The sequence below is a fragment of the Bradyrhizobium sp. LM2.9 genome (assembly GCF_054056555.1).
In genome coordinates this window covers 827,168-846,471 of record NZ_JBSRYJ010000002.1, presented here as the reverse complement: position 1 = coordinate 846,471, position 19,304 = coordinate 827,168, and the positions used below count along the sequence as shown (strand labels likewise).

Annotated in this window: 12 protein-coding genes and 4 pseudogenes; 11 read left to right on the top strand and 5 right to left on the bottom strand. The window is 63.8% G+C overall.

Annotated elements, in window-relative coordinates; translation table 11 throughout:
- Nucleotides 1-44: 44 nt before the first annotated feature.
- The 3 genes and pseudogenes from ACVWW3_RS05450 to ACVWW3_RS05440 all read right to left on the bottom strand — a co-directional run bounded on the left by ACVWW3_RS05450 (nucleotide 45) and on the right by ACVWW3_RS05440 (nucleotide 5,730).
- A complete protein-coding gene (locus ACVWW3_RS05450; protein WP_456650686.1) occupies nucleotides 45-3,416 on the bottom strand; it encodes an error-prone DNA polymerase in 3,372 nt (1,123 codons plus the stop codon).
- Nucleotides 3,413-5,006: pseudogene (locus ACVWW3_RS05445) on the bottom strand (Y-family DNA polymerase). Before ACVWW3_RS05445 ends, ACVWW3_RS05450 begins: the two are co-directional and overlap by 4 nt.
- A complete protein-coding gene (locus ACVWW3_RS05440; protein ID WP_456650688.1) occupies nucleotides 4,903-5,730 on the bottom strand; it encodes an ImuA family protein in 828 nt (275 codons plus the stop codon). Before ACVWW3_RS05440 ends, ACVWW3_RS05445 begins: the two are co-directional and overlap by 104 nt.
- Before the next feature lie 232 nt (nucleotides 5,731-5,962).
- Here ACVWW3_RS05440 and ACVWW3_RS05435 point away from each other — a divergent pair.
- The 3 genes and pseudogenes from ACVWW3_RS05435 (at nucleotide 5,963) to ACVWW3_RS05425 (ending at nucleotide 10,366) form a co-directional block, all read left to right on the top strand.
- Nucleotides 5,963-7,199 (top strand): annotated as a pseudogene (locus ACVWW3_RS05435) (putative DNA modification/repair radical SAM protein).
- Nucleotides 7,199-8,641 (top strand): UdgX family uracil-DNA binding protein, encoded by a 1,443-nt coding sequence (locus ACVWW3_RS05430; RefSeq protein ID WP_456650689.1) that lies wholly within the window; start codon nucleotides 7,199-7,201, stop codon nucleotides 8,639-8,641. The pseudogene ACVWW3_RS05435 and the gene ACVWW3_RS05430 overlap by 1 nt, the downstream one beginning before the upstream one ends.
- Before the next feature lie 96 nt (nucleotides 8,642-8,737).
- Complete coding sequence (locus tag ACVWW3_RS05425; protein ID WP_456671895.1) at nucleotides 8,738-10,366, top strand: inorganic phosphate transporter; 1,629 nt, start codon at nucleotides 8,738-8,740, stop codon at nucleotides 10,364-10,366.
- 87 nt (nucleotides 10,367-10,453) lie between these two features.
- On the opposite strand, the gene ACVWW3_RS05420 is transcribed toward ACVWW3_RS05425, so the two are convergent.
- A complete protein-coding gene (locus tag ACVWW3_RS05420) occupies nucleotides 10,454-11,626 on the bottom strand; it encodes a M20 aminoacylase family protein (protein ID WP_456650690.1) in 1,173 nt (390 codons plus the stop codon).
- Nucleotides 11,627-11,800: 174 nt separating this feature from the next.
- On the opposite strand from ACVWW3_RS05420, the gene ACVWW3_RS05415 reads away from it, so the two are divergent.
- From ACVWW3_RS05415 to ACVWW3_RS05380, 8 genes and pseudogenes are all read left to right on the top strand, one after another.
- Nucleotides 11,801-13,420 (top strand): GMC family oxidoreductase, encoded by a 1,620-nt coding sequence (locus ACVWW3_RS05415; protein ID WP_456650691.1) that lies wholly within the window; start codon nucleotides 11,801-11,803, stop codon nucleotides 13,418-13,420.
- Between the two features lie 9 nt (nucleotides 13,421-13,429).
- A complete protein-coding gene (locus ACVWW3_RS05410) occupies nucleotides 13,430-14,311 on the top strand; it encodes an alpha/beta fold hydrolase (protein ID WP_456650692.1) in 882 nt (293 codons plus the stop codon).
- A 113-nt stretch (nucleotides 14,312-14,424) separates the two neighbouring features.
- Nucleotides 14,425-15,371 (top strand): annotated as a pseudogene (locus ACVWW3_RS05405) (metallophosphoesterase family protein).
- Between the two features lie 23 nt (nucleotides 15,372-15,394).
- Nucleotides 15,395-15,730 (top strand): cupredoxin domain-containing protein, encoded by a 336-nt coding sequence (locus ACVWW3_RS05400; RefSeq protein ID WP_247349860.1) that lies wholly within the window; start codon nucleotides 15,395-15,397, stop codon nucleotides 15,728-15,730.
- 142 nt (nucleotides 15,731-15,872) lie between these two features.
- Nucleotides 15,873-16,422: pseudogene (locus tag ACVWW3_RS05395) on the top strand (sigma-70 family RNA polymerase sigma factor).
- Complete coding sequence (locus tag ACVWW3_RS05390; RefSeq protein WP_247447271.1) at nucleotides 16,419-17,186, top strand: anti-sigma factor family protein; 768 nt, start codon at nucleotides 16,419-16,421, stop codon at nucleotides 17,184-17,186. Before ACVWW3_RS05395 ends, ACVWW3_RS05390 begins: the two are co-directional and overlap by 4 nt.
- A 67-nt stretch (nucleotides 17,187-17,253) precedes the next feature.
- Nucleotides 17,254-17,535, top strand: a complete 282-nt coding sequence (locus ACVWW3_RS05385) for a type II toxin-antitoxin system RelE/ParE family toxin (protein ID WP_456650695.1) — start codon at nucleotides 17,254-17,256, stop codon at nucleotides 17,533-17,535.
- 12 nt (nucleotides 17,536-17,547) lie between these two features.
- Nucleotides 17,548-17,853: a HigA family addiction module antitoxin gene (locus tag ACVWW3_RS05380; protein ID WP_247349855.1), complete on the top strand. Its 306-nt coding sequence runs from the start codon at nucleotides 17,548-17,550 to the stop codon at nucleotides 17,851-17,853.
- 9 nt (nucleotides 17,854-17,862) lie between these two features.
- Here the strand turns inward: ACVWW3_RS05380 and hpnO are convergent, their stop codons facing one another.
- Nucleotides 17,863-19,254 (bottom strand): aminobacteriohopanetriol synthase HpnO, encoded by a 1,392-nt coding sequence (gene hpnO / locus ACVWW3_RS05375; RefSeq protein ID WP_354107204.1) that lies wholly within the window; start codon nucleotides 19,252-19,254, stop codon nucleotides 17,863-17,865.
- Nucleotides 19,255-19,304: the final 50 nt, after the last annotated feature.

Here is a 19,304-nt window from a genome sequence, read left to right as displayed (position 1 = left end):
CTGGGCGGCCTCCTCAGCATGAGGGAGATCGATTTTTCACAACCTCAGTGAAAATCCCGCGACGGCGGCAGGATGCGGACGTTACGGGGGTGGCGGATTTTTTGCGCGGGCGCATCCGCATGGGCGCGGGGATCGTCGTTGAGCGGCTCGATCAGGGCGGCGCCTGCCGGCACCGGGCGCTTGCGGCTCAGGGCGTCGTTGGCGAGGCCGACCAGATCGTGCGAACGGTCGATCATGCGCTGGGCGATAAGGTGCGTCACCTTTTCGGGGCTGCTCTGGATGTAGCCCTCGACCAGGATGAGGCGCGCACCCATCACCTCTTTGCGGTACTGCTCCATGATCTTGGGCCATACCACGACATTGGCGATGCCGGTTTCGTCCTCCAGCGTCATGAACACGACGCCGCTGGCGCTGCCCGGCCGCTGCCGTACCAGGACGACGCCGGCACAGCGCACGCGGCGCCGCTCGTTCTCATGATTGATGTCCTTGCAGGCGACGATGCGCTCGCGCGTAAACATCTCGCGCAAGAATTCCATCGGATGGCCTTTGAGCGAAAGGCGAATGGTCTGGTAGTCTGCGACCACCTGTTCGGCGCGCGGCATCACCGGCAACGGCTTGGCGTGCTCGTCCGGCTGCTCGCGTGCGGTGGCCGCTTCGAACAGCGGCAGCGGCACATCGTCGGGCAGGCGCCGCACCTGCCACAGCGCCTCGCGGCGGTCGAGCCCGAGCGAGCGGAACGCGTCGGCATCGGCGAGCAGGATCAGCGCGCGCTTGGGCAGTCCGGTGTCGCGGGCGAAGTCTTCCAGCGAGGTAAAGGGCCGGCGGTTGCGGGCGGCGACGATAAGGTCGGCCCAGTCTTGCTGGCTGACGTATTTCTTGCCCTGCCGCTCTGCCTGTTGTTTTTTGAGTGCGTCCTCATCCGGATCGAGCCAGTGAAAGCCGTCGATCTGGCGGAAACCGAGACGGACAGCACAATACTTGCCCTCTGTATTTTCCAGCGTGTTTTGTGCGGAACTATGAGACACGTCGATGTCGCGCACCTCGACGCCGTTCTTGCGGGCGTCGCTGACGATCTGCGCCGGGGCGTAAAAGCCCATCGGCTGCGAGTTCAGGAGACCGCAGCAGAACGCATCGGGATGATGAAGCTTCAGCCATGAAGAGACGTAGACAAGCTGCGCAAAGCTCGCCGCGTGACTTTCCGGGAAACCATAGGAGCCAAACCCCTTGATCTGCTCGAAGCAGTTTTTTGCAAATTGCGGATCGTAACCTCTGCGAATCATGTTGCCGATCATTTTCTCTTCGAAATTGCCGATGGTACCAACGTTGCGAAACGTCGCCATGGCACGACGCAATCCGTTCGCTTCTTCCGGGGTAAATTCTGCGGCCACGATCGCAATTCGCATGGCCTGCTCCTGGAAAAGAGGAACACCAAGCGTCTTGTACAGAACGTCTCGAAGCTCATCTTTATTGCCACCCTTAGGGTAGGGATATTCGATATCCTCGGGCCGCATTTTCCGCCGCCGCAGATACGGATGCACCATGTCGCCCTGGATCGGTCCCGGCCGCACGATCGCGACTTCGATGACGAGATCGTAGAAGGTCTGTGGCTTCAGGCGTGGCAGCATGTTCATCTGTGCGCGGCTTTCGACCTGGAACACGCCGAGCGATTCTCCGAGGCACAGCATGTCGTAGACTTTGCGGTCGTCCTGCGGGACACTCGCCAAGAGCCAGCGCTTGCCCTTGTGCTGGTCGATCAGATCAAAACACTTGCGGATGCAGGTCAGCATGCCCAGCGCGAGCACGTCGACCTTCATCATGCTGAGCGCGTCGACATCGTCCTTGTCCCATTCGATGAAGGTCCGATCGTCCATCGCGGCGTTGCCGATCGGCACATAGGTGTCGAGCCGGTCTTGCGTGAGCACATAGCCGCCAACATGCTGGGACAGATGACGCGGAAATTCGATCAGCTCGGTCGCGAGCTCGACCGCGAGGTTGATCATGGAGTTTTGCGGATCGAGGCCAGCCTGCCTGACCTGCATGTCGTTGAGGCCCTTGCCCCAGCTGCCCCAGACGGTGTCGGCGAGTGCGGCGGTGACGTCCTCGGTCAGGCCCAGCGCCTTGCCGACGTCGCGGATGGCGCTGCGGGGGCGATAGTGAATGACGGTGGCGATGATCGCGGCGCGGTGGCGGCCGTAACGGCGATAGACATATTGCATCACCTCCTCGCGCCGCGAATGCTCGAAATCGACGTCGATATCGGGCGGCTCCAGCCGCTCCTTGGAGATGAAGCGCTCGAACAGCAGATCGACCTTGGTCGGGTCGACCGAGGTGATGCCGAGCACGTAGCAGACCGCCGAATTCGCCGCCGATCCCCGCCCCTGGCACAAAATGTTCTGGCTGCGCGCGTAATGCACGATGTCGTGGACGGTGAGGAAGTAATGCGCGTATTTCAGCTCGGCGATCAGCGCGAGCTCTTTCTTCAGGGTGGCGCGCAGCTTGTCGTCGATCTCACCATCGAAATATTTGTCGACACCCGCCCAGGTCATATCTTCCAGATGCCCTTGCGCGGACTTCCCCGGCGGCACCGGCTCGTCCGGATACTGGTATTTGAGCTGGTCGAGCGAGAAGGTGATCTTGTCCGCAAAGCGCATGGTCTCCGCGATAGCCTCAGGGAAATCGCGGAACAGCCGCGCCATCTCCCTGGGTGTCTTCAGAAACCGCTCTGCATTGGCTTCCAGCCTCCGGCCGACCGCCTCGATCGTGGTTTTTTCCCGGATGCAGGTCAGCACGTCCTGGAGAGGACGGCGGCCGGCATCGTGATAGAGCACCTCGTTGGTCGCAAGCAGCGGCACTTTTGCTTTTGCGGCGAGATCATCGAGCTGCGCGAGGCGGCGCCGGTCGTCGCCGCGATAGATCAGGCTCGCCGCCAGCCACACGCCCTCGGCGCGGCTCGCCTTCAGCTTGGCGAGAATGTCCTGCGCTTGCGCCGCATCGAAGCGATGCGGCAGCGTCAGGATCAGGAGCTGACCTTCGGAAAATGCAAGCAGATCGGCGAAGGTGAGATGGCACTCGCCCTTCTCGATCCGCGTGATGTCGTCGCCGCGCTTGCCCCGGGTGAGAAGCTGGCACAGCCGGCCATAGGCGGCGCGGTCGCGCGGATAGACCAGAATATCGGGCGTACCGTCGATAAAGACGATGCGCGTGCCGATCAGCAGCTTTGGCTTGTGCAGCACCTTGTCATTGTCGAGCTCCTTGTAGGCGCGCACTACACCGGCCAGCGTGTTGTGATCCGCGATGCCGATCACGGGAATGCCGAGGATGCTGGCCTGGTGCACATAGGCACGCGGGTCCGAGCCGCCGCGCAGGAAGGAGAAATTCGTGGTGATGCCGATCTCGGCATAAGCTGGTGTATTCATGCGAAGAGACCGTGCACATACCAACCGGGAGGAGCGGGCTTGCCGTCGTCATCGAAGCACTCCCCTTCGTAAAGACCGTCGCGAAAGATCCAGAAGCGCAGGCCCTCGGCATCCTCGATACGGAAATAGTCCCGCGTCAGTTGCTTGCCGTCCTGCCGCCACCATTCCATGGCGATGCGTTCGGGCCCTTCGACCCGCACCACCGCATGCTGCGCGCGGCGCCAGGTGAATTGATGCGGCGGGCCGTCGGGCACGGTCGCGAACGGAACCGCGACCGGCTCGGGCTTGTCGAACAGCCGCAAGGGACGCAGCGGCGGCTCACTCTCGGTGCGCGCTGGCCATTCGGCCTGCATGGCCATGGCGAGATGATGCTGCGCGGGTGCGGCCAGCACCGCACATTCGGGGATATGGGTGTCCTGCGGCAGGTGCACGACGACGCGCTTTCCGCCGATGCGCGCGGCGATGCGGTCGATCAGCGCGGCGAGCTCGTCATTGTCGTGGACATGGGCGTCGAGATCGCGCTGCTCCTGCACCACGATCTCGGTGCGGCTCGCCGACAGCCGCACCATGTCAAAGCCGAAGCCGGGATCCAGCGGATCGGCGAGCGCATCGAGGCGCTCGCGGAACAACCGGTCGACGACGGCGCTTCGCGTCACGGGACGTCCGGTCTCGACCATGATCGCGCGCACCGCGCCGTCGGTGCGGAAGAAGGTTGCTTCCAGGCGGCGCGCGCCCTTGCCTTGCTTCTCCATCGCCGCGATCAGCGTGTCGGCGAGCCGCGACAGCGTCATCGCGATCATGGTGTCGGTGGCGATCGGCTCGGCAAAGCGTTTTTCCACGATGTAATCGGGCGGCGGCTTTCGCGGGCTGATCGGCGCATCGCCCTGCCCCAGCGCATGCGCGAGCAGCGTGGAGAACCGCGCACCGAACCGCGCCGTGATTTCATGTGGTTCGCGGGAAGCGACATCGCCGATCGTCTTCAGGCCGGCGCGGCGCAAGCCCGTGGTGATGGCCTCGCCCGCACCAAGCGCGGACACCGGAAACCGGCTGATCGCCGCCGCCTCCCCGGCCATCGGCGACGATGGTGCCCGTGACCTGGCGCGTCAGCGTGCGTGCGCAAACCGAGGTGCCGGCGATCGCCGCGCTGACGGCAAAGCCCTGGCGATCGAGGGCACGGACGAGGGTCTGCAACAACGCAGTCTCACCGCCGAACAGATGCGCACAGCCGGTGATGTCCAGAAACAGCCCGTGCGGCGGATCGAGCGCCACCAGCGGCGTGAAACGATCGCACCAGTCGGCGATGTCGCTGAGCGTCTTCGCATCGGTCACGACATCGGCGTCGAACACCTTTAAATCCGGACACATCGCCCGGGCATTGGCCAAGGGCTGGCCGATATACAGACCGAGGCGCTCGGCGGCCTCGTCCAGCGCATGGATCACCAGCGCGCTGTTGTCCTTGGCAACGACGATGCTGGGCTCGTTATTCTTATGCAGTCCGGCGTTGCCAAAGAACCGCTGGATCCGGTCGATGGGCAGGTGCGGCAGCCACAGGCTGAGGATACGCCGGCGGTTCAGAGAACTGGCACTCATCACATTTCCATTCCATGATCCACCGGCCGCACGGGCCATGACGATTGCGCAGGAGCTCGGCATCGAAGCGCGGCGCGCCCCAGGCACTCCACACCGACCCCGGCGGCGAATGCGCCGCGCGCAGCATCCATCGTGTCTCCGCGGTCGATGGCAAAGGTTGCGCGGCCATCCGCAGCAACAGGCCAGTTACGCCTGAAGATTGCGCGGCCAGCGTCAGCTTGCGGCTCGCCACGAGATCGAACTGCCTGGTTTCGCCCCAGAGCTCGAGCACGACCGCACCCAGCGCATCGCAGGCGAGCCCATCGGCCGAGGTGCGCAGCGCGCTCTCCACATCGGCGGCGCGCACCATCACCATGTGGCGCGGATCGAGACCGATCTCGGCGAGCCCGCTCATCGACAGCGCGCCGGTTTCAATGTCTGAAAAATCCTGCCGCACCCATAGCAGCGGTTTGCGCGCCGTCACGCGCCCCGCAAGTCCCGTGACAAAGCCCGTCGCGGCCGCGCCCTGACGTCCTTCGCAAAACACCTCGTGGATCGCCGCGCGCGCGAGCCCGCCCTTCAACGCGCCGTCGGCCGCGCCGTGACCAAGCGCGACGCGATCGCGCTGATGCACGACCTCCGCCGTCTCGATGCGCTCGATCTGGCCGCGCAAGGTCGCAAGCGCGCTTGTTCGTGCGGTGGCGCATGATCCGCCAAAGTGTGAGCGGTTTGGCGACAAGATCATGCGCCCTCTTAAAAAGAAGAGCGCGATCGGACGCAAAACCGGCGACCACTTTTGCTGATCGCGCTCTGCATGCTCGCCGCTCCTTCAGGGATGATTGCCGGTGCTCTCAAAAGAGAACCAACGGCTGGCTCAATTGTTCATGGTATGTTCTAATATAAAGCTAACGGCGCCCCAGGAGTCAATCGAAATGGGACTCTTCGGGATTCATGAGCAGAATCAAAGGGATTCACACATGGACGTGCAACGCAAACTGGAGATTCTGGCAGACGCCGCCAAGTACGACGCGTCCTGCGCCTCCAGCGGCACCGAAAGGCGGGATTCCAGCGACGGCAAGGGCATGGGCTCGACCGCGCCCGGCATGGGCATCTGCCATTCCTACGCCCCGGACGGCCGCTGCATCTCGCTGCTCAAGGTGCTGCTGACCAACGCTTGCAATTACGATTGCCTCTATTGCGTCAACCGCGCCTCCTCCAACGTGCCGCGCGCCCGCTTCACCGTCGACGAGGTGGTCAAGCTGACGCTCGACTTCTACCGGCGCAATTACATCGAGGGGCTGTTTCTCTCCTCCGGCATCATCCGCAGCCCCGACTACACCATGGAGCAAGTGGTGAGCGTCGCGCGAAAACTGCGCGAGCAGCATCACTTCCGCGGCTACATCCATCTCAAGACAATCCCGGAGGCCGACGATGCATTGATCTCCGAGGCCGGCAAATATGCCGATCGTCTTTCCATCAACATCGAGATGCCGGAAGAGAGCGAGCCTGCAGCAATTCGCGCCCGAGAAAGACGTGCGCGCGATCCGCCGCACCATGGGCCGGCTGCGGCTGAAGCTGGACGAGGCCGAGGAAAACCGTAGCGCGAAAACGAAAGCCAGGCCGCAGCGCTTCGCGCCGGCAGGCCAAAGCACGCAGATGATCGTCGGCGCCGACGCGGCCTCCGACCACACCATTCTCCACACCAGCGCCAATCTCTACGGCTCATACAGGCTGAGGCGCATCTACTATTCCGCGTTCAGCCCGATCCCCGACGCCAGCCGCGCGCTGCCTCTGCGCGCGCCGCCCTTGCTGCGCGAGCACCGACTCTACCAGGCCGACTGGCTGATGCGGTTCTACGGCTTCGATGTCGGCGAGATCGTCGACGACAGCGCGATGCTGCCGCTCGACATCGATCCAAAACTCGCCTGGGCGCTGCGCCACCGCGACCGCTTCCCGCTCGACGTCAACCGCGCCAGCCGCGAGGAATTGTTGCGCGTGCCGGGCTTCGGCACCAAGACGGTCGAGCGCATCATCGCGACGCGGCGCACGACCACCATCCGCGTCTCCGATCTCGCACGGCTGCATGTGCCCCGCAACAAGGCGCTGCCGTTCATCGTCCTCAGCGATCACCGGCCCACGCCGCATCGCCTCGACGAGGCACGGCTGATCGAACGGTTCAAGCCGAAGGCAACGCAACTGGGGTTTGGCTTCTGATGCAGTACATCACCCTCGACACCGAAACCGATTTCGACGGCTGGCGCAAAGCCGCGCGTGCGCTCGTGCTTCATCAGGTGAAGCCGGCCGATATCACCTGGGCCGTGCAGGGCGGCGAAGCGGAGCTGTTCGCGCCGCCCTCGCCGTCTCGGCTGCCGGAGGCCGGCAATGGCACCTTCAACGTGTCAGCAAAATTCGTAGAACTCGCCAAGGCCGCGATCCTCCATCGCGACGGCGAGCGTTTTTCGATCCTCTATCGCCTGCTGTTTCGGCTGAAGGGCAATCACGACCTCATCGAGGTCGCGACCGATGCAGATGTCGCGCAAGTCACGGCCATGGCAAAGGCGGTCTATCGCGACGAGCACAAGATGCACGCCTTCGTGCGCTTTCGTGAGATCGGCCGGGAACGCGAAGCACACTACGTCGCCTGGTTCGAGCCGGAGCATCATATCGTCGAGCTCGTCGCGCCGTTCTTCGCCAAACGTTTTGCCGACATGCCATGGTCGATCCTGACGCCGGATCTCTGCGCACATTGGGACGGCCACGCGCTCTCGTTCACGTCTGGCGTCAGCAAGAGCGAGGCGCTGGGCGAAGATCGGCTGGAGGAAACCTGGCGGCGTTACTACGCCAGCATCTTCAATCCGGCCCGCCTCAAGGTGAAGGCGATGCAGGCCGAGATGCCGAAGAAATACTGGAGGAACCTGCCCGAGGCTTCGATCATTAAGCCTCTGATCGAGGACGCCGAACGCATGACCGGCGCCATGATCGCCAATGCCGCAACCGATCCACACAAGCCTCAGAAGCGACCGGAGGCTCCGATGAAACGTAAGTCCGCCACCGACGATCTCGAAGCGCTCCGCGAGGAGGCTGCGCATTGCCGCGTCTGCCCGCTCTACAAGGACGCGACGCAGACCGTATTCGGCGAAGGCCCGAAGTCCGCCAATATCATGCTGGTCGGCGAGCAACCCGGCGACAAGGAAGATCTCGCCGGCCATCCCTTCGTTGGTCCGGCCGGCCAGATGCTGGACCGGGCACTGGCGGAAGCCGGCGTCGACCGCAAGAAGGTCTATGTCACCAACGCGGTGAAACACTTCAAATTCGTGCCGCGCGGCAAAATCCGCCTGCATCAGAAGCCGAATACGCCGGAGATAAAGGCCTGCCGGCAGTGGTATGAGCGGGAAGTCTCCGTAATCCAGCCCGATCTCATCGTTGCGATGGGCGCCACTGCCGCGCAGAGCGTGTTCGGCAAGATCACCCCGATCGGCAAGACCCGCGGCCGGCTGATCGACCTTCCCGACGGTCACAAGGCGCTGGTGACAGTGCACCCGTCCTATCTGCTGCGGTTGCCCGATCCGGAAGCCAAGGTGCTGGAATATCAGCGCTTTGTCGAAGATCTGAAAATCGCCGCCAGTCTGCAGAAGAAAGCGGCGCGCGCCGCCTAAATACAGGCGGGAAAACGGCTTTCAAGCCCTGGTTGTCATCCAGCCTTCAAATCCATCGGGGACAATAGCCCTTACAGAGCTAAGGGGCGTCCAGACATGACCGATGTTGCATTCGACCACGCGGTAGCCGATCCCGCGCCGATCCAGCCGGCCTCGCGGCCAAATCTCGACAAGGGCTTCAATCCGCTGACGATGATCCTGTTCTTCGGCATCTTGGCCGTGGGCCTGCTCTATGTGGCCTACAGCATCTATTCCGATGTCGATGCGACCGGTACCAGGGTCACGAGCTACCTGCCCTATATCCTGCTTATCGTTGCGCTCCTGATTGCGCTCGGCTTCGAATTCGTCAACGGTTTCCACGACACCGCCAACGCGGTTGCGACCGTGATCTACACCCACTCGCTACCCGCAGAATTCGCAGTAATGTGGTCCGGCCTGTTCAACTTCCTCGGCGTGCTGACGTCGACCGGAGCTGTGGCGTTCGGCATCGTCTCGCTGCTCCCGGTGGAGCTGATCCTGCAGGTCGGCTCGAGCGCCGGTTTCGCGATGGTGTTCGCGCTGCTGATCGCCGCGATCCTCTGGAACCTCGGCACCTGGTATTTCGGCCTGCCGGCCTCCTCCTCGCACACGCTGATCGGCTCGATCATTGGCGTCGGCGTTGCGAACGCACTGATGCGCGGCCGCGACGGCACCTCGGGCGTGGACTGGGGCAAGGCCACGGAGATCGGCTATGCGCTCTTGCTGTCGCCGCTGGTCGGCTTTGTCTGCGCCGCCGGCCTGCTGCTACTCCTCAAGGTGATCATCAAGAACCCGGCGCTCTATGCCGCCCCGGAGGGCAACAAAGCCCCGCCGATCTGGATTCGCGGCCTGCTGATCCTGACCTGCACCGGCGTCAGCTTCGCCCATGGTTCGAACGACGGACAGAAGGGCATGGGCCTGATCATGTTGATCCTGATCGGCACCGTGCCGACCGCCTATGCGCTCAATCGCGCATTGCCGGAGTCGCAGGTCGCCCAGTTCGCGAAGGTCTCGGATGCCGCCTCCAAGGTGGTTGCGGCCAAGGGCGCCGGTCATGCCATCATCGGCGACCCCCGTCCTGTGGTGACGCAGTACGTCACCTCGCATCACATCAGCGAAGGCACCTACCCTTCGCTGTCAGTGCTGGTGAAGGATGTCGGCGATCAGGTTGCGAAATATGGCTCGCTGAACAAGGTGCCGACGGAAGTCGTCGGCAACACCCGCAACGACATGTACCTGACTTCGGAAGCGATCCGCTTCCTGATGAAGGACAAGGAAAACGACCTCAACAAGGACGAGGTCGCGACCTTGAACGCCTACAAGGGCGGCCTCGACAGCGCGACCAAGTTCATCCCGACCTGGGTGAAGGTTGCAGTTGCGATCGCGCTCGGCCTCGGCACCATGATCGGCTGGCAGCGCATCGTCGTCACCGTCGGCGAGAAGATCGGCAAGACCCACCTGACCTACGCGCAGGGCGCCTCTGCCGAGCTGGTCGCCGCCGCCACGATCGGCGCCGCCGACATGTTCGGCCTGCCGGTCTCGACGACCCACGTGCTGTCGTCCGGCGTCGCCGGCAGCATGGCCGCGAACGGTTCGGGTCTCCAGGTCGCCACCATCAGGAACATGCTGATGGCCTGGGTGCTGACCCTGCCCGTCGCCATCCTGTTGTCGGGCACGCTGTACGTGATCTTCTCGCGGATCTTCTGAAGCCGGTCGCGTCACTCAAAGACAAAGGGCCCGTGCGATCCACGGGCCGTTTTCATTTGTGCTTTCGGCTTGACCTCACGCTCGACCTTACGATGCCGCGAGCGATTCCTCGACCAGTTTGACCCAGTACGACGTGCCGTAGACGATTGCCTCGTCGTCGAAATTGTAGGCGGGGTGATGCAGGCCGGCGCTGTCGCCGTTGCCGCAGAAGATGAAGGCGCCGGGGCGCGCTTCCAGCATATAGGCGAAATCCTCGCCGCCCATCAGCGGCGACATCTCGTGCACGTTGGCCTCGCCCGCGACCTGCCCGGCGATGCGACGCGCAATCTCGGTCTCCGCGGCGTGGTTGTTCACCACGGGATAATTGCGCTTGTAGCGCAGATCGATCTTGGCACCGGTGATCTGAGCGACGCCCGCGACCACCTCGTGCACGCGCTTCTCGACCAGCTTGCGCACCTCCGGCGACAGCGTGCGGATGGTGCCCCTCAATGTCGCGGTTTGCGGAATGACGTTGCGGGCGTTGCCGGCGTGAAACTCGCAGATCGAGATCACGGCCGATTCCAGCGGATCGACGCTGCGCGCGACGATCGACTGCAACGCGGTGATCACCTGCGCGCCGACCAGAACGGAATCGACGCATTTATGCGGCCGCGCGGCATGGCCGCCGAGGCCCTCGATCATGATATCGACCTCGTCGGTCGCCGCCATGATGGGACCCGGCCGGATCGCGAACGAGCCGATCGGAATGCCCGGGCCATTGTGCATGCCATAGACCTGCTCGATGCCGAAGCGCTCCATCATTCCGTCCTTGACCATGGCCAGGCCGCCGGCGCCGCCTTCCTCGGCCGGCTGGAAGATCACCACCGCATCACCGACAAAATTGCGGGTCTCGGCGAGATAGCGCGCAGCACCGAGCAGCATCGCGGTATGGCCGTCATGGCCGCAGGCATGCATCTTGCCGGGAGTCTTCGAAGCGTAAGGCAGGTTGGTCTGTTCCTCGACCGGCAGCGCGTCCATGTCGGCACGCAGGCCGATGGTCTTGAGGCCCTCGCCGGCCGGCTTGCTGCCCTTGATCACGCCGACCACGCCGGTCTGTCCGACGCCGGTCACGACCTCATCGCAGCCGAATTCGCGCAGGCGATCCGCGACGAATGCTGCGGTGCGGTGGACGTCATACAGCAGCTCAGGATGCTCGTGGATGTCCCGGCGCCAGGCCTGAATATCGGGTTGAAGGTCGGCGACGCGGTTCACGATGGGCATGGAGGATCTCAAGCTTTGTTGAAAATACAGGACTGTCTACCATGCAAGCACCAGTCCACCCAACTGCCGGGGATCGGGGTCTAGCCTGTCCGCTCGGCATGGCCGGGCTTGTCCCGATCCGCCGTCTCTGCGTATTAGGACGGCACGTTGCATGACCATCCCGGTGGAAGCAGAATGCCAAGGCGGCTCGAAGGTGAGTTTGACTATATTGTCGTTGGGGCCGGCACGGCGGGCTGCATCGTCGCCAACCGGCTGTCGGCCGTGCCAGGCAATCGCGTCCTCATCCTCGAAGCCGGCGGCGACGACAACTGGATCTGGTTCCACATTCCGGTCGGCTATCTCTTCGCGATCGGCAATCCACGCTCGGACTGGATGTTCAAGACCGAGGCCGAGCCCGGCCTGAACGGCCGCGCGCTGGCCTATCCCCGCGGCAAGGTGATCGGCGGCTCTTCGGCGATCAACGCCATGATCTCGATGCGCGGTCAGGCCGCCGATTACGATCACTGGCGCCAGCTCGGCATGACCGGCTGGGGTTATGACGACGTGCTGCCACTGTTCAGGCGGCTCGAGGATCATTTCCTCGGCGCGAGCGAGCACCACGGCGCCGGGGGCGGCTGGCGCATCGAGGCGCCGCGGCTGTCGTGGGACGTTCTCGACGCCGTCGGCGACGCCGCCGAGGAGATGGGCATCAAGCGCATTCCCGATTTCAACACCGGCGACAACGAAGGCACCAGCTATTTCCACGTCAACCAGAAGCGCGGCCGGCGCTGGTCGTCGGCACGCGGCTTCCTCAAGCCGGCGCTGAACCGCCCGAACTTGCGGCTCGAGAAGCACGTGCTGGTCGACCGTCTGATCATCGAGCAGGGCCGCGCCGTCGGCGTGCGCTTCGTCCAGAACGGCGAAATCATCGAGGCGCGTGCAAAACGCGAGGTGATCCTTTCGGCCGGCGCGATCGGCTCGGTGCAGGTGCTGCATCGCTCCGGCATCGGGCCCGCAGACTGGCTGTCCCCGCTCGGCATCGACATCGTGATGGACAAGCCCGGCATCGGTCGCAATCTCCAGGATCATCTCCAGCAGCGCGCGATCTACAAGGTTGAGGGCGTGCGCACGCTGAACGAGACCTACTACAATCTGGTCCGTCGCGGCCTGATGGGCCTCGACTACGCCTTCCGCCGCCGCGGCCCGCTGACCATGGCGCCGTCGCAGCTCGGCATCTTCACACGCTCCGATGCGACGCGCGCACGCGCCAACATCCAGTTCCATGTGCAGCCGCTGTCGCTCGACAAGTTCGGCGATCCGCTGCACCGCTTCCCCGCGATCACGGTGAGCGCCTGCAATCTCCAGCCGACCTCGCGCGGTACCGTACGTCTCCGCGCGGCGGCGCCGGACGAGAAGCCGATCATCGCGCCGAATTATCTTTCAACGGACGACGACCGCCGGGTCGGCGCCGATGCCATCCGCACCACCCGCCGCCTGATGCAGCAGAGGGCGCTGGCAAAATACCGCCCGAGCGAATATCTGCCCGGCCCCTCCGTCGGCGACGACGATGCCTCGCTTGCAAAGGCCGCCGGCGACATCGGCACCACCATCTTCCATCCCGTCGGCACGGCGAAGATGGGCGCGGTGAATGACCCGATGGCGGTGGTGGACGAGCGCCTGCGCTTTTACGGCCTCGAAGGCTTACGCATCGTCGACGCCTCGATCATGCCGACCATCACGTCGGGGAATACCAACACGCCGACCGCGATGATCGCCGAGAAGGGCGCGACGATGATCCTGGAAGATGGCAAGTAGCGCCCTACCATGATTCAAGCGCACCGCTTTTCGATCGGCCCCGCTGATGCGCAGATCGCCATGCTGCGATGGGGCGAGAGCGGAAGAACGCCTGCGCTTCTGCTTCACGGCACCGGCTTCGTCGCCGACGTCTGGGACGAGGTCGCACGCGATCTCGCCGCGACCTACACGGTCTATGCGCTCGACCGCCGTGGCCATGGCGCGAGCCACAAGCCCGGGGCCTATCATTTTCTGGACTATGCCGAAGATGTCTGCCGGGTGATCGATGCGCTCGGACTGCGCAACGTCTACGGGATCGGCCACAGCGCAGGTGCGACCGATGTTCTGCTCGCGGCGAAACTCTTGCCCGGACGTTTCACACGCCTGTTCGTGATGGAGCCAACCGTCATGGATCCGCGCGCGGCGCGCTCCGGAGAATTGAGCGAAGACTCCTTGTCCCGCGTGCAGGGAACACTGCGCCGACGTGCCGAGTTCGACAGTGCCGACGCCGTCTTCGAGCGCTACCGCGCCGCGCCGGCGTTTGCGGACTGGACCGAGACTTCGCTTCGGGCCTATGTGCGCCATGGCTTCGCGCCGCTGGCGAACGGCCGGGTGCAGCTCTGCTGCACGCCCGAGATCGAGTCGGCGATCCTGCGTCCGATCTACCAGGCGATGGAGCAGGTCTACGTCGGCGATGCGCGCGGCAATCCGTTTACTTCGCTCTCCGCGATCGACTGCCCGGTGCGGGTCACGACCGCCGCGAAGTCGGGACCGATCTACAAGGAGATGGCCTCGCGCGCCGTGTCGCTGATTCCGCGCGTCAGCACGCTGACGTTCGACGGTGCAGGGCATTGTGTGGCGCAGGAAGCGCCGGCAGTCGTGGTGAAGGCCGTGCGCGAATTCGCGACATAGCGTCGTGCCTCGATCGAAACCACCTCACGAAATCGTCATCTCATCCGGGAATAAACCCGCCCCTCCCCCCATCACCTCCCCGAAGCCCAATTCCGGGCGAGAGGAGACGCGCGATGAGCGGACACGATCACGGGGACGACGGCTTAAGCCGCCGCAAGGTGCTGGAATGCAAATGACCTGGGCCGGCACCGGGGTGCTCTGGACCATCACGGGCGGCGTGCCGCACTCGCTCGGCATCATTGATTCCGCGCAAGCCGCGACCGTGGCCGCGCCCGGCATGACCTTCCTCCAGATCAGCGACAGCCATGTCGGCTTCGACAAGCCGGCCAATCCCAACGCACTCGGCACGCTGGAGGAAGCCATCAACAAGATCAACGCGATGCCGGTCAAGCCGTCCTTCATGATCCATACCGGCGACATTACTCATTTGTCGAAGGCCGCCGAATTCGACAACGCCGATCGCATCATCTCGCAGAGCAAGCTGGACGTGCACTACGTGCCCGGCGAGCATGACTTCCTCGACGAGGAGGTAAAGTTCTATCGCGAGCGCTACGGCCGCGGCACCAAGGGCGCGGGCTGGTATTCGTTCGACGCCGGCGGCGTGCACTTCATCGGCCTCGTCAACGTCGTCGATCTCAAGGCCGGCGGCCTTGGCAATCTCGGCGCCGAGCAGCTCGCCTGGCTCGAGGACGACCTGCGCGGCAAGTCGAAATCGACACCGATCGTGCTGTTTGCCCACATCCCGCTCTGGACCGTCTATCCGGAATGGGGCTGGGGCACGGAGGACGGCGGCCGCGCGCTGGAATACGTCAAGGGTTTCGGCTCCGTCACCGTGCTGAACGGCCACATCCATCAAGTGATGCAGAAGGTCGAGGGCAACGTCACCTTCCACACCGCGCGCTCGACTGCGTTCCCGCAGCCGGCGCCGGGGGCAGCTCCGTCACCCGGACCGATGAAGGTCGAGAACGCAAAGCTGCGCGCGATGCTCGGCGTTGCCAGCGTCAACTTCAAGCAGAACGAGCAGCGGCTCGCGATCATCGACACGCCGCTCCAGGGTTGAGCAGAGCTGAACGGAAGCTGACAATGAAGACACTCAATCGCCGCGACTTCGCTGTCGACCTCGGTCTCGCTTTGGCCGCGGCTATCCTCTTGCCCGCAACAACCGCCCGTGCCGACGACATGGAAGTGCATATCGACAATTTCGTTTTCCAGCCGGCCGAGCTCAAGATCAAGGTCGGCACCACGGTGACCTGGTCCAACCGGGACGACATCCCCCACACCGTGGTGTCGGCCGGCAAGTTCAGGTCCAAGACCCTGGACACCGACGACAAGTTCTCCTTCACCTTCACCAATGCGGGCGACTACAAATATTTTTGTTCGTTGCACCCGCACATGACGGGGATGATCAAGGTTGAGTAACATCTCGAACCAAGGCATCAACGTCTTGCCCGGCCGGTGGTCCCACGCCGGCCGGGCTCGTGTGCCCTCGGTCACACACGCCGACCAAACGAATGTGGACGAAACGAAGCAACGCGCAGAACAAGAGGCAAAGCGAGGAGCGATGCCCGCCAACGACGATTTGCAGAAGGCGCAGCGCTTCCGCGAGGCAGCGCTGCCTCATCTCGACGACGTCTACACACTCGCACGCTATCTGCTGCGCGACGCCTCCGATGGCCGAGGACGCGGTGCAGGAGTGCTATCTGCGCGCGCTGAAGCATTTCGACAGCTATCGCGGGCCGGCGATGAAGCCCTGGCTGTTTGCGATCCTGCGTAACGTCTGCAACGCCGAATATGGACGGCGCGCGCACAGGCACAGCGCGATCGAGGATACGCCCGGCGCCGCCGAGCAGACGCCGATCTGGCAAGAGACCGAGGCGAGCCCGGAGACGGAAGTGCTGCGCAGACGCGACGCCGGCGCGATCCGCAAGCTGATCGACGCCCTCGCCGAACCGTTCAAGGAAACCTTCGTGCTGCGCGAGATCAGCAACCTGTCCTATCGTGAAATCGCCGAGGCCGTCGGCGCACCCGTCGGCACCGTGATGTCCCGCCTCGCACGGGCCCGCGCCATGCTGCGCGCGGCCTGGATGGCGGAAGAGGAGCACTCGAAATGAACTGCGACGAAGCAAAAATGCTGCTTCACGCGCTGCTCGACAACGAGCTCGATGCGGGCCATGCACGCGAGGTCGAAGCCCATATCGCAAGCTGCCCGGCCTGCGCCGCCGAGCTTGCCTCACAACGGGAAATGCAGCGCGTGCTCGCCGACACCAATTTGCGCTACACCGCGCCGACGAGTTTGCGCATCCGGATCGAGGCTTCGCTGCCGCAGCCGCAGCGCCAACAACCGAGCCGCCGCTCCGTGCTGCGCGGCTTTGCAATGGGTTCGGCGGTCTCCGCGCTCGCCGCCTCCGGTGTCGTCGCCGTGGTGCTGCGCCAGGACGACCAGCAGCGCATCCTGTCGGAGGTCGTCTCCGCGCATCTGCGCTCGCTCCAGGCCGGCCACCTCATCGACGTGGTCTCGACCGACCAGCACACCGTGAAGCCGTGGTTCAACGGCAAGCTCGACGTCGCCCCGCCCGTGATCGACCTCACCGCGCAGGGTTTTACGCTGGTCGGCGGCAGGCTCGATTATATCGACGCACGTGCCATCGGCGCGGTCGTCTACAAGCGCCGGCAGCACGTGGTCAATTTGTTCGTGGCGCAGACCTCAAGCACCGAACATCGTCCGCCGAAGACCCAGACCATGCAGGGTTTCAACTGCCGCCGCTGGGGCGAGCGGGGCCTGAATTTCTGGGCCGTCAGCGATATCGGCGCCGACGAGCTCGCCGAGTTCGTCGACAAGTTCGAGGCGGCGATGAAGGCGAATGTGGAGGGGTAACCCTGGAGTCGTATCAGAAATTGATACAAATCCCTTGCGCATGTATCAACCAATGATACATTGCCGAGTGATCAGGACGTTTCGGGACAAAACGACTGAGGCGGTCTTTAACGGCGAAAGCCCTAAACGCTTTCCGGCCGACCTGGTGAAGGTTGCTCGCCGGAAATTGCGCTATCTTCACGCTGCGGGCGAACTCAGCGACTTGAGGGCACCACCCGGAAACCGCCTTGAGATCCTCACGGGCGATCGCAAGGGACAGCACTCGATCAGGATCAACGACCAGTTCCGAGTGTGCTTCGTGTGGACATCACAAGGTCCCGTTCAGGTCGAGATCGTGGATTATCACTAGGAGAATGCGACGATGGCCAAGAAACTCAAGCCCATGCATCCTGGTGAGGTTCTGCGGGAAGAATTTCTGAGCCCGCTGGACATGTCGGCAGGCGCGCTCGCCAAGACATGCGGCCTGCCGCGTACGCGTATTGAGCGGATTGCGAGTGAGCAGACCGGAATCACCGCTGACACCGCGCTTCGGCTTGCCAAAGCGCTCGGCACGACCGCTGAGCTATGGCTCAATCTCCAGAACGATTACGATATTCAGATCGCCAAACGCGATCTCGGCAAGGCTCTCGACCGCATCGAGACTGTGAACAAGCCCAAGGCGGCCTGAGGGATCAGGTTACGCCGACCGCCTCACAGCGTTGTCCACCAGCGTCTTGCCGAGCGACCAGATCGCGCCGGGGACCTTGTGGCTACCGGCAATGACGTCGTCGAAGGCGCGCTCGATCCAGCCGCAATCTTCCTCGGTGATGGTGAGCGGCGGCAGCAGCTTGATAGTGTGGCTGCCGTGGCCGGCGACCTGGGTCAGGATCTTGTGATCTTTGAAGAGCGGCACGGTGATGAGCTGGCAGAACAGGCCCTTGTTGGCGGCCTCCAGCACGTTCCACGAGGCTCGCAGCCGCAGCGATTTCGGCGGACCGAACTCGATGCCGATCATCAAGCCCTTGCCGCGCACTTCCTTCAACAGCTCGTAGCCGGGCACCATGCGCGTGAGCGCAAGGCGCAGCTCGGCACCGCGCTTGGCGGCGGACTCGATCAGCTTCTCGGACTCCATGACGTCGAGCGTGGCGATGCCGGCTGCCATCGCCAGGTCGTTCTTGGAGAAGGTGGAGCCGTGCACCACCGCGCGGTCCATCTGGTTGAAGATCTTGTCGAAGATGCTCTTGCGCGTCAGCACCGCGCCGACCGGCACGTGGCCGCCGGACAGCGACTTCGACAGCAGCACCATGTCGGGCTCGACGTTCCAGTGCTCGACCGCGAGGAAGCGGCCGGTGCGGCCCATGCCGGTCTGGATCTCGTCGGCGACGAACAGCGTGCCGTATTTCTTGCAGAGCGCAGCCGCACCCGGCAGGAACTCGTCGGTGGGCATGTTGACGCCCTTGCCCTGGATCGGCTCGACGACGAAGGCCGCCACCTCCCGCGAGGCCAGCGCCTTTTCGAGCGCGGCGAGATCGTTGAACGGGATCGAGGTGCAACCCGGCAGCAGCGGCTCGAAGCCGGTGCGGAAGTTCGAATCACCCGTCAATGACAGCGCGCCATAGGTCAGGCCGTGATAGGCATGGGCGCAATAGACGATGCCGGGCCGGCCGGTGGCGCAGCGAGCGAACTTGATCGCGGCTTCGACGCATTCGGCGCCGGAATTGGCGAAGAACGCCTTGTCGAGATAGGGCACGTACTTCAAAAGCCGCTCGGCGAGCACGCCGGCGAGCACCGAGACGTCGAACTGGACGAGGTTGGGCAGGTCGGCATCGAGCACGCTCTTGAGCGCCTCGCGCATGACAGGATGATTGCGCCCGATCGCAAACACGCCAAAGCCGGACAAAAGGTCGAGATAGCGCGCGCCGTCTCGGTCGTAGAGGTACTGCCCCTGCCCCTTCTGGAAGCCGACGTCATAGCCGATGGTCTTGAGCACCCGAACGAACTGCTCGTTCATATGCCGATTATGCAGGGCGCTGCGCTGGGCCTGACGGTCCGCGAATAGCTGAGACATGTCTGGATTTGGGCTGTGCATCCGTTACATACTTCGGTTGAGGGCCGTCTCGTCAACTGAAAACGGACCGT

Bases quoted from the DNA above. Each gene is read 5' to 3' on its own strand.
- ACVWW3_RS05450 (WP_456650686.1), bottom strand. From the start codon at position 3,416: ATGAATACACCAGCTTATGCCGAGATCGGCATCACCACGAATTTCTCC.
- ACVWW3_RS05440 (WP_456650688.1), bottom strand. From the start codon at position 5,730: ATGATCTTGTCGCCAAACCGCTCACACTTTGGCGGATCATGCGCCACC.
- ACVWW3_RS05430 (WP_456650689.1), top strand. From the start codon at position 7,199: ATGCAGTACATCACCCTCGACACCGAAACCGATTTCGACGGCTGGCGC.
- ACVWW3_RS05425 (WP_456671895.1), top strand. From the start codon at position 8,738: ATGACCGATGTTGCATTCGACCACGCGGTAGCCGATCCCGCGCCGATC.
- ACVWW3_RS05420 (WP_456650690.1), bottom strand. From the start codon at position 11,626: ATGCCCATCGTGAACCGCGTCGCCGACCTTCAACCCGATATTCAGGCC.
- ACVWW3_RS05415 (WP_456650691.1), top strand. From the start codon at position 11,801: ATGCCAAGGCGGCTCGAAGGTGAGTTTGACTATATTGTCGTTGGGGCC.
- ACVWW3_RS05410 (WP_456650692.1), top strand. From the start codon at position 13,430: ATGATTCAAGCGCACCGCTTTTCGATCGGCCCCGCTGATGCGCAGATC.
- ACVWW3_RS05400 (WP_247349860.1), top strand. From the start codon at position 15,395: ATGAAGACACTCAATCGCCGCGACTTCGCTGTCGACCTCGGTCTCGCT.
- ACVWW3_RS05390 (WP_247447271.1), top strand. From the start codon at position 16,419: ATGAACTGCGACGAAGCAAAAATGCTGCTTCACGCGCTGCTCGACAAC.
- ACVWW3_RS05380 (WP_247349855.1), top strand. From the start codon at position 17,548: ATGGCCAAGAAACTCAAGCCCATGCATCCTGGTGAGGTTCTGCGGGAA.
- hpnO (WP_354107204.1), bottom strand. From the start codon at position 19,254: ATGCACAGCCCAAATCCAGACATGTCTCAGCTATTCGCGGACCGTCAG.